We start from the raw sequence: 13,097 nt of genomic DNA, 5'->3' as shown, positions 1-13,097 counted from the left end.
TGAGACGCAAGAGGCCCACCACATGCCCCGCAGCAGCATCTCTAGGCGAGCAGCGCAAGGGCGACCAGAAAGCAGTCCCTCCGCTGGACGATGGGTCGAGTGCGAGGCCAGCACGCCCCCGGTCGGGATAATGTATATATGGAATTGTCCGGTACTGCGGGGAACATAAGGACGAAGGAACGGTTTAATTCCAATCCGTAACCAAAATGCCAGATTTCGTTATCGCCGAGATGAAACTCGTGCGGGCATTGTTCGTCGGAAGATCGTATTCAATACACTTCGTGCAAGCATACCGGGCTTGCTCTCGCAGTATAGCGCTTTCGTCCGGCCAATTATTTTCCAGAAAGTCTAACGCTTCTTGCACCGAGGCAATCTTTCGATATTGGCCTCTTACTGTGCGTGCAATTATCGGATCGAAGAGATATGTGTCCATGGTTCGAAACGCTGGAACTGACGGTAAAGTTCCAGCCCAAACACTTCACAGTACGCTGTCGTAGCAATCAATTTGAATGCATGGTAAACTGGACAATTACTTCCACTTTAACAACACACCTGCCGCCGCTGCTGTGCGAATACATCTGGCTCCTGCATCTGTTTTCTGGTCAGCCGCATATGCAGAAGCTCGTCAAACCAATAATCTGCAATGAATGCAGCGTCATCTTTACGGAAGTCCCTGTCGAAGAGTTCGCCGATTCACCTGTTCATTGCCGTGAGTGCGGTGCATTCATCTGTCTTTGGAGAGATATTATTGCTTTCCCTCAAACGACAATGGGGACTCATCAGCCTAATTGACAGCCGCAACTCAGTTAGCGCTTGGAGAATAACCCTTCCATAATCGTGCCAAAAGCCGAAGTCGATGAAGGAAGTCAGCAGGAACTTTTGCGGGATCGGTCGTGGTAGACGGAACAGCGGTTGTGCAGCCTGATACACAGATGATCAAACAAACCAACACAAAGTTTCTCACGCCAATCCTCCACCACGGCTTTTAAGACCCTATCACATGTCAATCACACCGGAACCGATCGCTACAAGAGTCGTTCACCGACTCATGGAAGATAAACCCTTTAAAGAAAGAACTGTAATGAACCGCCGAGAGGGTAAGATTTTGCCTAGTATTGCTCGACACGCGACATCGTTCACGGACCTTTCCCGGCTCGCGTTGCATGGACTTCATGTCCCCTAAAATTGCTTGCGTTCCTCTTTTGTTCCGCTCTTTCGAAAGAGTCAAGCCAGCCCAAGGAAGGTTATTTACGATCCACTAAAGAGCTGCCGGTCAAATGATGAGGCGAATCAAAAGTCTAGGTAGGTTTCGCTAAGGAACTCCGCAGACTCAATTATTTAAATTCGCCCCGGTTTCATGCGAACCGACACAGGGGACCCTAGACCTTGAGTTCGTTGTCGACCACCGACATGCTGTCGCGTTGCATTTTGGCTTGCAGGATTGATGCCAAAGGTCGTGGCCGAACGCCGGATAAAGTCGATCAATGCCCTGCGCTACGTCGCCGCAATTCGTTGAACAAAATCCAGAAATGCCCGCACCTTGGCCGGCGGCATATGGCGTGACGGATGATAAGCGTAGAGCGGAAATTGCTCGCCGGACCATTCCCTCAGGATCGTCGTGAGGGCCCCGCTCTCAAGCCACTCGTCGAGACCGATGGCAAAGCTCTGGAATATGCCTTGCCCCGCAAGACAGGCCGCGACGGCAGCGGAGGGATCGTCCATTACCAACCGCCCCGCTGCCTTGATCTCGATGGCACCGTTGTCCCCCTGGAATTCCCAGGTGAACGGTCGTCCGGTCTGCGGGTCGCGAAATAGGATGCAATCGTGGTGCATCAGATCGTGGGGCGTCGCTGGAACTCCGTGGCGGGCAAGATAGCCTGGGGCGGCACAGGTCAGCACCGGTACGTCCAGCAGTTTGCGCGCGATCAGCGACGATTCGTCCGGCGGACCGAAACGCACAGCGACGTCCGCGCCGCTCATCATCTCTTCGCGATAGTTGCTGGTGGTCAGATCGAGCGTCAGAGCGGGATAGCGCGCCAGAAATTCACCGATCCTCGGCACCAGCACCACGCGCGCGAACCAGGGATCGATCGAAACCCTTAGTCGCCCGCCAACGAATGCCGCCGAACCGGCGGCTTCGGAGGCCGCCTCCTCCAGCCCGGCCAGCAACGGTATTATCCTTGCATGAAAGCGGGCACCCTCTTCGGTGAGCGTAACTTCACGCGGATTGCGGTCGAACAATCTGACGCCGACGCGTTGTTCGAGCCGCGCTACCGCACGACTGACCCCCGATGGCGTGAGGCCGAGAACATCCGCGGCCCGCACGAAATTGCCCGCTTCCGTCACCGCCCCGAAAACGCCGACCCCGGTCAGCAGCCGTGTGTCGAAACTCATGCTTTCTCTCCGTCGCTAGGCCGGTCTTCGCCGACCGTCTTATCATGATGATTTGAAGTCATCTTATCTTTGATTTTAATGCGCGTGAATCATCTTTCTGCGCCCCGTAGATACTTCCGCAGCGCCCGGATGGCGCCAGCGGCATGGCGGAACCGCGAAAGTCTCTGGCCTTGCAGAGCTCTACGGCACATTTGAGCATGGCCTCTACGACGGCCTCGTCTGATCCATTCCCGCCCCCAACACCAGGAGACATATCATGTTTGCGATTACAGGAATTACCGGCAAGGTCGGCGGTGCGCTGGCGAAAGCCCTCATCGAAGCCGGAGAATCGGTCCGTGCAGTGCTGCGCGATCCCGCAAAAGCGGAAATCTGGCGCAAGCGCGGTTGCGACATCGCCTTTGCCGACATGGGCGACGCGACGCAGCTTGCCGCCGCGTTCAAGGGCGCCACTGGCGTCTTCATCCTGCCGCCGTCGGAGTTTGATCCGGCGCCTGGCTATCCGGAGGCGGCAAAGCAGAATGAAGTTCTGACGACGGCTCTTCTTGCTGCCCGCCCGGAAAGGGTTGTCTGCCTCTCCACCATCGGCGCCGATGCAGAAATGGACAATCTGTTGAGCCAGCGGACTTTGTTGGAAGAAGCCCTCGGCGAACTCGATCTTCCTGTCACCTTCCTGCGACCCGGCTGGTTCATGGAAAATGCGGCCTGGGACGTGGCCTCAGCCCGCGACGAAGGCGTGCTGCACAGCTTCCTCCAGCCTGCCGACAAGACCTTCGCCATGGTGGCGACGCAAGATATCGGCCGGGTCGCCGCAGAGCTGATCCGCGAGCAATGGATCGGCAAGCGCGTGGTGGGAACTGGAAGGCCCAGCTCGGGTCTCGCCCAACGATCTCGCCCATGCCTTCGCGTCGGTGCTCGGGCATCCGGTGCGGGTGGAGATCGTCCCGCGGGCCAACTGGGAGGGCCTGTTCCGTGCTCAGGGTTCGCGTAACCCACAGCCGCGCATGCGTATGCTCGACGGATTCAACGAAGGCTGGATCGACTTCAAGGCTGACCGCGGAAACCGTACGAGGGGAACCACGCCACTTGAGCAGGTAATCGAAGCGCTGGTCCGACAGGCGACCGCGAGCGGGACCGCCTGAGCGCGCCGCGAGAACGGGTAGCGGACCCGGACGGCTTCTGCCGGCGCCGCGTCCCTCGCAGCTTGAAAGGAACGATCATGGAAACGATTGAAACTCACGGTGTCGCTATCCCCCGGTTAGGACTGGGGACTTTCCGGATGCCGGGCGATGCCGCCCGATTCGTGGTAGAATGCGGCCTCGCACTCGGCTTCCGGCACATCGATACCGCCGCCATGTACGGCAATGAAACCGCCGTCAGCGCGGCGCTGGCGGCCTACGGCATAAACCGCGCGGACCTCTTCGTCACCACCAAGCTCTGGCATGACAAGCTCCCCCGATACCCTGCGCCGGTCACCGCGCCGGGACGCTTCTTCGCCTTGAGAGGTGTCGAACCACCGATTATTTCAGGCAGTTTCTTCAGTTGTGTCCCGAGGGAGTTTCTGACGCAAGACATGCAGAGCGGGTGGCTTACCGAAAACTGCGATGGCGGAGCAGACGCCGGCGAATTGCAAAACCGCTCCGATTGCTTCGGCCAGAGATGGATAACGGCCCTCGAACATGAATCCGTAGCCGAGGCCCAAAATTGTTTCGGCAACGATGAGCTGGGCGGAGAGTGCCAGCGGCAAGCGACGGGAGGCAACTACCCAACACCACGTCGCGAACCACGAGCCTGCCAGCCCCATCACGAGTGCCCAGACGACAAATCGGAGAGTCTCCGAATGAGATGCCGTGCCTACCAGATCGAAAGATGCCAGCGGTAGCAGGACAAGACTTCCGATCGCTGCACCGATACCTTGTACCCCTGTCCATTGCAGACCATCCGGAGCATCGGCTGACCGCATCACTGCTGCATTTGCCAGCCCGTAGGCAATCCAGATCAACAGAGCCGCCAAACTGGCAAGCATACCAAGTAGAATCGAAGCAGTACCGGCAGCGTTTGCCGTGCTGATCGCCGCGACGTTGACGATCGCCACGCCGTTTGCAATCAACGTTAAAGGTAAGGCAAGTGTCTGCCACGGTGCAGAACGGTCCCGAAAATTAGCGATGATCGCCAGAAACACCGGCATGGTGCCGATGATGACCGGCGGGATTGCTGCCCCTGCAAGTTGGACGGCAAAGGCGGCGCTGACGAAGTAACCGACATATCCCGCCCCGCCGAGCAGCAACCCGATCAGAACCCGTGGCGTGGCAATGCCAACGGGCCGAAACCGTCGATCGGCCATCAGAAGAAGGCAGGCCAAGCCGAAGATTCCGTAGCGGGCAATGGTCAAATCCCATGCCGTGAATGGTGCTATGGCGCGCGGAGCGACGAAGGTTAGGCCCCATAACGCACACGTGGTCAGGCCAGCAATGATTCCAAGCAGCATGATTTTCTCCTGTTGGAGTCATCATGCAATGCGATCCGACTGATTTATATGGAATGACAAGAGCAGTTCGCATAGATTGCCTTTCATGTCGAAGGCAAAACCACCCCAGAAACTTCAAACCGGAAAATCGACGCTGGACGCGACAGACGCCCGCATTCTTGCCGCGCTCGATTCCGATGCCCGCCTGTCGATGAGCGAGCTTGCCCGTCTGGTGGGCATGTCCGCGCCGAGCGTGTCAGAACGTGTTCGCCGGCTGGAAGCTGCTGGCGTCATTCGAGGCTTCACCCTCGATGTGGATACACGCGCTATCGGCTACCAAATCAGGGCAATGGTGAGGATCAGACCGCTACCCGGCAAACTGCATCTGGTCGAACGGCTGATTCAGGAACGGCCGGAATTCATCGAGTGTGACAAGATCACCGGTGACGATCCATTCCTTGCCCGCCTGGTCGTTCAGTCGATCGAACAGATGGACGATGTTCTAGAGGCGCTTTCCGAGCACGCCGTCACCAGCACGGCTGTCATCAAGGGAACCTCCGTCAAACGGCGCTTGCCACCCCTATAGTAAAGTCATGACAGCGGGTGATTTTTTCATAACCAGGTTTGACGCCATCGGGAATACAAGCCGCCGGCCAGACGTCGAGCACTGTGGGGGTCTGTTCCAATATCTCTAAGCAACTCGGGCTTGTTCAGTATGCTAAGAAACCATCTTCGACGATCGTTAGCCTTTTTGCGATTATCGAGAAATGCCTTCAAGCACGTCGGCCAATGCGCCATTTTATTTCCTCTCCAGCAGTTTCAACTTAACAATGAGGAAAAGATTGACATTATGAAAATTGATAGAAATCATGAGAGACATTATTATTTTTTATGAAAGCTCGGATGTCGACGACACTTGATAGTGAACTTCTTCGGACCTTTGTCGTTGTGGCCAACAGTGGCAATGTAACGCGCGCGGCAGAGCAACTCGGGCGAACGCAATCCGCCATCAGCATTCAAATTAAAAAGCTGGAAGAAACGCTTGGAGAGAGCATTTTTCAGCGCGGGTCGAGAGGAGTCACACTGACGACCCACGGTAAAAAGTTGATGGTCAATGCCACCAAAATTATCGGACTATTAGATGACACTGTCGCTACGCTGAGGTGCACGCCACTCCATGGACCAGTTCGGATCGGTATTCCTGAGGAATACGGGGACACGATCCTTCCTCGGGCATTGGCAGCTTTTTCCAACCGGCATCCTGAAGTCGAAGTTACGGTGAAATGCGGATACTCGGTTGAGCAGCTTGCAGCTATTGGTTTAGACGAACTTGATATTGCAGTTGTCTTTGAACCAGGACATCCGGCTAAAGGAGAAATCCTTTATGTGTGACCCTACGGTTTGGGTAACATCGGAGGCGCATTGCGTTCACCACAATAGCGTTGTTCCGGTTGCGCTTTATGATAAATCGAGCTGGTGCAAAACATCCGCCCTCGGATCATTGGAAAAGAACAATATCGATTATCGGATCGCTTATACGTGCGATACCAGCGGAGGGCTGGTAACCGCGGTAGTATCAGGCCTCGCAATTGCGCCACTTGCGCGAAGTAAGATTCCTATGAACTGTCGTGCCTTGGATGAGAACGACGGCTTTCCGGTGATTGATTCTACAAATGTTGTGCTGGTGCGAAATCCCCGCACCGCGAATGTTGCAAGTAATGCCATGTCCGACGTTATTCGAACAGCATTCTCGCAGAGCACCACGGATTGGACGTAGAGGAAAACAGAAGGACGGAACGCATCTGGCAGACTATTTGCAGAATCAGGCCAAGCTGGAAGGTAAAACCTGCGATTGCAACCAAAGCTATCGAAGCGTTCAAAACCGAAGTCACTGCCCAAGCCTCAATAACAACGCAAAAAGCCCCGGCATCAGCAAGGACACCAGGGCTTCTTCAATCGAGTCATACTTACCAAGTTTGAGAGTCATACCAAGTGTCGACATCCCGCTTGGCTTCATCTTTGGCTTTGCCGTAGCGCTCTTGGATTTTTCCCTCGAGCTGCTCACGCTTCCCGTTGATTACGTCAAGATCATCATCAGTGAGTTTACCCCACTGCTCTTTGACCTTGCCTTTGACCTGCTTCCAATTACCTTCAACACGATCCCATGCCATGATTTTTTCCTCCACGTCGGTGATGTCAGACCAACGTGGTTGCGGAGCGAAAAGTTCCGATCTTTTCGGGCTTAACCGGGTGGAACGGCCGATGGGAAACGCCGGAAAATGTCTGACCGATACGTATGGCGGCTTGATTTCACTCGGTCAGCAACGGATTGTACCGCTATAGCCGCGGGGATAGTAATGCTGGGTCGGACTTTCATTGTTTTGATGGCGACTTAGCACCACGTCGCCAGCTATTGCAGACAGCTCATGCGCCGAAGTGAACAAAATCTACAACGACAGTAGAAGTGTCAGCCGGTATCAGGTTACTCTGGTGTGGACACCACCGGGTGGGACCTCGGATCGTCTTTTACTTGCACAAAGATTCAATGGTCGCGACATGTTTGAAAGTGACACGAAAGGCAATTGGTTCCGGTATCCCAGACCGCTAATGATCGCTCACTCTGACCCGCCCACCTTTTCAAACTGCGTCCGCCAGCCAGACACAATCGTCGATGGTAAAATGGTCGTCTCATTCAACGGGCAATGGCAGCGGAATCGTCGCAGTGCAGTGTTCGGAGTGAGGATATTGGCCGAGACGGGTCGCGCAATTGATTTCACCAGAAAAATGACTGTCGTCGATAAGGGCGAACCCTTCGATGTGGTCGGAGCAAGTGTGGTAGATAAATTCACTTATGATCGTTCTGTGCCAAATCCGACTTCCTATCGTTAGAAATACATATTGCGAACAGCGGGGCTCTCCTATCCCGCTCTACGCGCTCCAGCCGGTCCAAAACCTGCATTTTCGACCTACTATCCAAGTCCTCCATCGACTCTGAGCGTGGATTAGAATTATCTCAATGCGGGAGACCAATCATGGCACAAAGGCCGAACTCATTTTTCAGACTTATCCTCATCGGTGGATTTGCTCTCGGCCTATCATCGCCTTCATTCTCACAGACACCCGCACCGGATCCACAACACAGAACGGAGGGCAGAGCTGGCTTATTGAGTGAAAGTGAGATCAAAGGAAACAGAGATATTGTCGTCGTAGTGAAAATTCGACTGAGCCGCGCCGGTAAGATCATCGACACTCCAGCGGTGTCTGGCAAAGGCGGCGATTTTATAACTCGGAACAAAATGAAAAACCGAGCGCTGCGATCGGTATATCGTGCTCAACCGTTTAAACTACCTCCAGACAAGTATGATCAATGGAGTCAGGTGACTCTTACTTTCTATCCGTAATCACTAGAACGGTTCATCCGATCGGTGAAATACTGTTGGCTGAAACGGCGTCACCAGACGCTCGGTAGCATCTCAAGCTTGATATGATGTCCGGCATAACTGGCCAGCCCAAAGCTGGATAATGTTAAAGGAACAGATAAGCACCTAACACAACCGCGATCAGGACGACGATCAACGAAACCGATTCCCACCGTCCTTTGGACATCTCCTTTCTTGTTCGGATCCTAAAAGCATGGTCTTGAGGGTTTTTCATCTCATCCTTAAACTTTTGAACTTCAAAATGATTGTTGGTTTCATTCTGTTTCATGGCGGAAACCTCTTGAATGGTTCAGACAAGGACTGGACTCCTACAGTTATGGAATTGCAGTTCATCGGTCACGCTCTATTTTCTCCAACCTCATTCATAACCTGCAGATTTTGATCACGCTGGCCAACGAGCATCAATCACCTTTGCGGGTTTCCCCGCGGCGCTTGAGTGCTGTCACGTACCGCGCAACGCGGTCAATGTTGATCGCCATATTTGAAAGCGTGACTTTCATTCGCGTCATGCGATCCCGAACGCCGCCGTTTTGAGTTTCCAGCCGTTCAATTTGGGTTTCAACTTGGTCACATCAACCTTGGTTCGGTCTACGTCCATCGAGCCCACGTCCTCGGCTGCATTAACAGCACACTTCCCACTACTCTCCCGTAGCTCGGAGGCAACAAGAAGAACGCACAAACAGCTTGGCCTGAAAAAGTGATCACATTGCCCAAGAACTCATCAAAGCGATTGTGGCTGAGCGTCAACGATACAGCTGTCGTCGTGTGAGCTTATGGTTTGTACAAAGAGATTCCCATCAGAACACCTTCCTTTGAAAATGCCGATAATAGGCGAATTTCCAGCAAAATTGATTGTTGCCTGAAGTTCTACAATGACTAATCTTCTTGCAGGAAGCGTTTGATCACATTACGAAATTAGAAATCCCGTTTTACGCTGCAACAGCGGCGCCAGCCTTCTTATGATTACACTGGATGGGATTCGGGTTTGCATTCGCGGCATAGCCGCTGAAGGTAGTGCACAAGTCGGATAGTTGGGACTTGCTGCCCTCGAAGGCACAGGTTCGAATCCTGTCGGGTGCGTCAATCAATACAACCACTATCGCTTAAAATGGGCTTCTTCCTCAAATTGAGGATGTATCGTGTCACCAAACTGTCACGAGTAACCCGGTGGATAAGCTGAGCCCCTTGCATACGTCCCATGTTACACAGTGGTAGCTTGTGTATAGCTGGTCTGGGAAAGAACTGTTTTTGGAGGGGTGACTGCGCTGGGAGACTTTGTTGCCGTGGTCGAAGGGGATATAAATCCGGACGGCATTTTGAGTTGAAAGCGTTCCTACTAAAGCGGAAAGGCGCGATATGCTTCTATGCACTGGCGTTAGCAATCAGCATAGGTGCAGTGGAATATGAACTCAATCGCGAAGTCGAATATGTTAACAGCCATCCATATTCCGCAGCGACTATCGAACGAGTGTGGATTGTTTCTGGCCGTTACGGTTCGTTTAAAATGGCTGATGTAAATTTGTGGCTAACATCAGCGGAACAGAAACGGCGTGCAAAGTTGCAATTCGAATCGGCAAGCCAACGGATTATTATCAAGCGGGAGGCCGCATAAAAGTCACGCCGAGACTTGATACCTGCAATAACCCACTTGTTCCAAATCTTGTTCTACACAATGGTACTGGGTTCTAGTTGCCGTCATGGCATGAGGAGCGGCGACAATGCTTCAAATTTATCTTGCAATTCAAACTCGCCTGCTGGAAATCGCAAAATGGATTATTCAAAATAGCGACTGGAAAGCACTATGCACCTGCCTTGCTATTTGCTTTGGATTTATCGCTATAGCAGTCGAATATCAGGGACGAGCTCTTTCCGAAGCTATAGGACTTGCAGTGATCGCAGCAACCTATGCTGCAATTTCTGGGTTCCTGTATTATCGAGAGTTTAAGAAATAGGTATCCAGGTGCGATCATTGCCGTTGGTGAATTGGCCCCGTATGCGAGCTAAAACCAATTACGATGTAATTGACAAGTTCAAAGCAGACGGCGAAGGCTGGCAACGTAAAATGAACGATGCTTTACGCAACGCCGCAGGTGCTTGATCTGAACAAGACCAAACCAGTGTCGGAGAAAAAACCCTCTCTGTCGAAGAGAAACTATGGCGAAAATGGCGCTGGCTGTATCGGGGAGGTAGCCTCATTTTAGCAATAGGTGCAATTGTTCTGATAGAACAAATCACATCCTACCGGGTCGAACACAATCCCCGCGTTGTAGGAACTCTTCTTGAGGTTTGGCGAACGGAAAGAACACGTTCAACCTTAACTAGACAAAGCAGTCCGCCTCGACTGCTCGGGAGAATCGCCTTCACTCGAGAATACCGAGGGCAGAAATTTGAATGCGAGGTTGTTGCTGTTATTGGTCAACCGGAGGAATCCTTGAAAGCGGGCGATAAGATTGATGTTACACCTCAAGAGGGTAGTTGCTACACACCTCCGATACCTCGAATGATTGAGTGATTTGCTAACTTGATTGGAACCTCTGTGAACAAAGTTGATGGCCGCTCTATACCAATTGGTGGTTGGCTAATATTTCTGGTTATTCTGATATCAGGCAATGTGCTTGACGGGCTATGGAGTTTCATAGATTTACTGCGATCCGCCTACTTCAGTCCCGAAACATTGTCTATACGACTAAAGAGTTCATACACGCCGAAAACATGGTGGTTAGTGCTCTTTGTCCTGATCGGAACAATTGCAGTGGCGTTAGTGGCTTTATATGCCTTGAAGCTGGCATTAGCTACAGATGTTCGTGCACCGAAATGGATGATCCGACTGGTGACCTTTCAGGCGGTATTCTCAACCTTTTGGATCGTATATATACTTATAGCTTACACACCGGTTGCAGGTGATATCTCCGAAGTAATGAGAGCGGCGCGAACGCCTATAAGGACAGCTGCGATAGACATTGCGGTCTGTGCCATCGTAGTACCGTATCTGCTTCGATCAAAACGGGTGAAAGAAACATTCGTAATTCAATAGCACACAGATATTGAACGCTGCCTTGACCATATCTGCACAAAAACCCGGCCTTAGTGGACGTTACTCGCCTCATACATGTGTTTCGGCATGCAAAATTGGCTCTGACGCAGTTTTGGTGCATCGCATGATCAAATGGCTACGATCAATCTTGCTTGGAGCAAATCGAGCTTTCCGCGACCGTACATCTGTCGTTTGACGAGCTTGAGTTTGGTGATCGGCCCTTCGGTCTGGCCATTGAACGAGGGTGCGACGATTGCCGCATGAACCGCAGCTTCATCCTTGCCGACGCCCAATCTAAAATTCCGTGCTCATTTGCACACCATGAACAAGATGAAGGCGGCAGTGACCGCAGCCTAGCCGCGCTAGGCTTCCTGCTCTTCCCGCTCGATTCCGCGTGCGCGCAGGTCGTAGTTCGGCTGCAGGATGAACTGCCAGAGCGGCAGCGATCCTTTATAGCCTTCCGGAATGCCCAGTGAGAAAACGTCAGGATCATGCTTTACGTCTAGGGCGACCACGGCTCCGCTCTGGACAGTGAGTTCCTTGTATGCGTTGCTAACCATGTTGCTCAGTGTGCCCGCGATATGTGGACCTTGCTCCTCCACCGGCTCCATCGGCGCGTACGTGAAGCGCATTCCGACTACCTTCCCGTCCTGAAAAATGGCCGTGTTCTCCTGCTCGACCCACTCGCCGTACCGCATGAGATAGAACGCAATATTCTTACCGGCTTCGTCCGTTACCCCCTTACCTGCGCAAGACATGCGAATTTCACGTACGGTAAACTGGACCTCTCCGTTCGCGTCAGGCGTCGAGCACTCGGCTGGGTCGGCTAGAAAGTCGATGCGTAAGTCGTGGAGCGTGGCAATCATTCGGTCCCCTAGCAGGGCCATCTCGTTTCGGGCGATCGCCTCGACAAAGTTGACACGAAAGATATCACCATCGGCAGTGAATGATTGCCGTGACAGAAGTACCCATGTGTTAGGGTTCGGAAAGTAGACTGCCAGTTTCAGCGGGAGGCCGTTCAGTGCGGCGTATGCCTCGAGCTTCGAGAGGTAGTCGGCGCGGATCGCGAAGCCCTTCCTGTAGTCCTTCGATCGGAAATTCTTCACCTCGACCAGAAGAGCAGTTCCGTCGGTGAGGACGAGACGATAGTCCGGGATTTCAAGATCGCCGCCGTTCACGAACACCGCACCAGCGTCTTCCTGCTTGATCAGTCTACACCTCCCCAAAGCACCAGCGACGTGGGCGAACATTGTTTCCACTCGCTTCCCGTGCAGCATCGCAGGATTCGAGATCGAGGCTTTTAAAGAGTTGCCCACCCGATCAAGGAAGTCTCGAATGTCTCCCTCGGCATCAAGCTTGTAGTCAAAGTTGCGGCCCATGGCCGTGAACAACTCTACAGGATCGAACTTTTCTGGATTTCGCTTCTTGCGCTTCACGGCTCGTCTCCTGATCGAGGACATTTTATGAGAGTTTATTACCGAAATCGCGTCGCGATCAACCATCTCCGCAGCAGCACGGCAAATGTGCCGTGTCAGAGATCAAGGGTATGCGAGTAATCTGTCAACGAGTCGCTGTATGCGTCTCAAATGGCTGCTGGCATCATCGCCACTGGAATTAGCCGACAAACCGATTTCGTGCCTGTGTAGGCCCTTCAATGATCAGATCACTACAAAGTCGGCAGTGACGATTAAATGATGCATATGCGTAGTTGGGCTCCCTTACCCATGGCATAAGCTCAATGCGCACCAACAAACAGTGGCTAATT

12 protein-coding genes and 3 pseudogenes are annotated in these 13,097 nt (G+C 53.0%); 9 read left to right on the top strand and 6 right to left on the bottom strand.

The genetic code is table 11. From position 1 onward, the window contains the following. Positions 1 to 184 precede the first annotated feature (184 nt). Both QFZ34_RS23340 and QFZ34_RS06100 read right to left on the bottom strand, forming a co-directional pair. Positions 185 to 433 (bottom strand): DUF982 domain-containing protein, encoded by a 249-nt coding sequence (locus tag QFZ34_RS23340; protein WP_370878701.1) that lies wholly within the window; start codon positions 431 to 433, stop codon positions 185 to 187. A gap of 1,061 nt (positions 434 to 1,494) precedes the next feature. Further along, positions 1,495 to 2,394: a LysR family transcriptional regulator gene (locus QFZ34_RS06100; protein WP_307278207.1), complete on the bottom strand. Its 900-nt coding sequence runs from the start codon at positions 2,392 to 2,394 to the stop codon at positions 1,495 to 1,497. Positions 2,395 to 2,650: 256 nt separating this feature from the next. Between QFZ34_RS06100 and QFZ34_RS06095 the strand changes: the two are divergent. Continuing rightward, a pseudogene (locus QFZ34_RS06095) lies at positions 2,651 to 3,533 on the top strand (NmrA family NAD(P)-binding protein). Positions 3,534 to 3,610: 77 nt separating this feature from the next. Next, positions 3,611 to 3,778 (top strand): annotated as a pseudogene (locus tag QFZ34_RS23335) (aldo/keto reductase); the annotation flags it as partial. Between the two features lie 138 nt (positions 3,779 to 3,916). Here QFZ34_RS23335 and QFZ34_RS06085 read toward each other — a convergent pair. Beyond that, positions 3,917 to 4,879, bottom strand: coding sequence for a DMT family transporter (locus QFZ34_RS06085; protein ID WP_307278202.1), 963 nt, complete (start codon positions 4,877 to 4,879; stop codon positions 3,917 to 3,919). An 85-nt stretch (positions 4,880 to 4,964) separates the two neighbouring features. On the opposite strand from QFZ34_RS06085, the gene QFZ34_RS06080 reads away from it, so the two are divergent. Together QFZ34_RS06080 and QFZ34_RS06075 are read left to right on the top strand one after the other, a co-directional pair. Then, positions 4,965 to 5,444, top strand: coding sequence for an Lrp/AsnC family transcriptional regulator (locus QFZ34_RS06080; RefSeq protein ID WP_307278200.1), 480 nt, complete (start codon positions 4,965 to 4,967; stop codon positions 5,442 to 5,444). Positions 5,445 to 5,761: 317 nt separating this feature from the next. Beyond that, positions 5,762 to 6,250, top strand: a complete 489-nt coding sequence (locus QFZ34_RS06075) for a LysR family transcriptional regulator (protein WP_307278197.1) — start codon at positions 5,762 to 5,764, stop codon at positions 6,248 to 6,250. A gap of 575 nt (positions 6,251 to 6,825) precedes the next feature. On the opposite strand, the gene QFZ34_RS06070 is transcribed toward QFZ34_RS06075, so the two are convergent. After that, positions 6,826 to 7,029, bottom strand: coding sequence for a CsbD family protein (locus tag QFZ34_RS06070; RefSeq protein WP_307278195.1), 204 nt, complete (start codon positions 7,027 to 7,029; stop codon positions 6,826 to 6,828). Positions 7,030 to 7,603: 574 nt separating this feature from the next. On the opposite strand from QFZ34_RS06070, the gene QFZ34_RS06065 reads away from it, so the two are divergent. The 5 genes from QFZ34_RS06065 to QFZ34_RS06050 all read left to right on the top strand — a co-directional run bounded on the left by QFZ34_RS06065 (position 7,604) and on the right by QFZ34_RS06050 (position 11,332). Then, positions 7,604 to 7,747: a hypothetical protein gene (locus tag QFZ34_RS06065; protein ID WP_307278192.1), complete on the top strand. Its 144-nt coding sequence runs from the start codon at positions 7,604 to 7,606 to the stop codon at positions 7,745 to 7,747. Positions 7,748 to 7,890: 143 nt separating this feature from the next. Next, entirely contained in the window at positions 7,891 to 8,259 is a 369-nt protein-coding gene (tolA, locus tag QFZ34_RS06060; protein ID WP_307278189.1) for a cell envelope integrity protein TolA, read from the top strand. A gap of 1,757 nt (positions 8,260 to 10,016) precedes the next feature. Further along, positions 10,017 to 10,250 carry a hypothetical protein gene (locus QFZ34_RS06055; RefSeq protein WP_307278187.1) on the top strand — a complete coding sequence of 78 codons (234 nt, stop codon included), beginning with the start codon at positions 10,017 to 10,019 and terminating at the stop codon, positions 10,248 to 10,250. Positions 10,251 to 10,291: 41 nt separating this feature from the next. Continuing rightward, positions 10,292 to 10,396, top strand: coding sequence for a BrnA antitoxin family protein (locus QFZ34_RS23330; RefSeq protein ID WP_370878716.1), 105 nt, complete (start codon positions 10,292 to 10,294; stop codon positions 10,394 to 10,396). Between the two features lie 438 nt (positions 10,397 to 10,834). Next, the gene (locus tag QFZ34_RS06050) at positions 10,835 to 11,332 is read left to right on the top strand and encodes a DUF2569 family protein (RefSeq protein WP_307278185.1); all 498 of its coding nucleotides are present in this window, start codon (positions 10,835 to 10,837) and stop codon (positions 11,330 to 11,332) included. A 128-nt stretch (positions 11,333 to 11,460) separates the two neighbouring features. Here QFZ34_RS06050 and QFZ34_RS06045 read toward each other — a convergent pair. Together QFZ34_RS06045 and QFZ34_RS06040 are read right to left on the bottom strand one after the other, a co-directional pair. Next, positions 11,461 to 11,634 (bottom strand): annotated as a pseudogene (locus QFZ34_RS06045) (ISL3 family transposase); the annotation flags it as partial. Between the two features lie 60 nt (positions 11,635 to 11,694). Then, on the bottom strand, positions 11,695 to 12,768 hold the full coding sequence (locus QFZ34_RS06040; RefSeq protein WP_307278183.1) for a hypothetical protein: 1,074 nt from the start codon (positions 12,766 to 12,768) through the stop codon (positions 11,695 to 11,697). Between the last annotated feature and the right edge of the window lie 329 nt (positions 12,769 to 13,097).

It is taken from the genome of Phyllobacterium ifriqiyense (genome assembly GCF_030817885.1).
Taxonomy (GTDB): Bacteria; Pseudomonadota; Alphaproteobacteria; order Rhizobiales; family Rhizobiaceae; genus Phyllobacterium; species Phyllobacterium ifriqiyense.
Note: the sequence above shows the minus strand (reverse complement) of the source record. Positions and strands in the feature narration are given on the sequence as shown.

Coding starts and splice junctions, on each gene's coding strand:
- QFZ34_RS06070 (WP_307278195.1), bottom strand. CDS start 7,029: ATGGCATGGGATCGTGTTGAAGGTAATTGGAAGCAGGTCAAAGGCAAG.
- QFZ34_RS23340 (WP_370878701.1), bottom strand. CDS start 433: ATGGACACATATCTCTTCGATCCGATAATTGCACGCACAGTAAGAGGC.
- QFZ34_RS23330 (WP_370878716.1), top strand. CDS start 10,292: ATGCGAGCTAAAACCAATTACGATGTAATTGACAAGTTCAAAGCAGAC.
- QFZ34_RS06100 (WP_307278207.1), bottom strand. CDS start 2,394: ATGAGTTTCGACACACGGCTGCTGACCGGGGTCGGCGTTTTCGGGGCG.
- tolA (WP_307278189.1), top strand. CDS start 7,891: ATGGCACAAAGGCCGAACTCATTTTTCAGACTTATCCTCATCGGTGGA.
- QFZ34_RS06080 (WP_307278200.1), top strand. CDS start 4,965: ATGTCGAAGGCAAAACCACCCCAGAAACTTCAAACCGGAAAATCGACG.
- QFZ34_RS06075 (WP_307278197.1), top strand. CDS start 5,762: ATGTCGACGACACTTGATAGTGAACTTCTTCGGACCTTTGTCGTTGTG.
- QFZ34_RS06085 (WP_307278202.1), bottom strand. CDS start 4,879: ATGCTGCTTGGAATCATTGCTGGCCTGACCACGTGTGCGTTATGGGGC.
- QFZ34_RS06055 (WP_307278187.1), top strand. CDS start 10,017: ATGCTTCAAATTTATCTTGCAATTCAAACTCGCCTGCTGGAAATCGCA.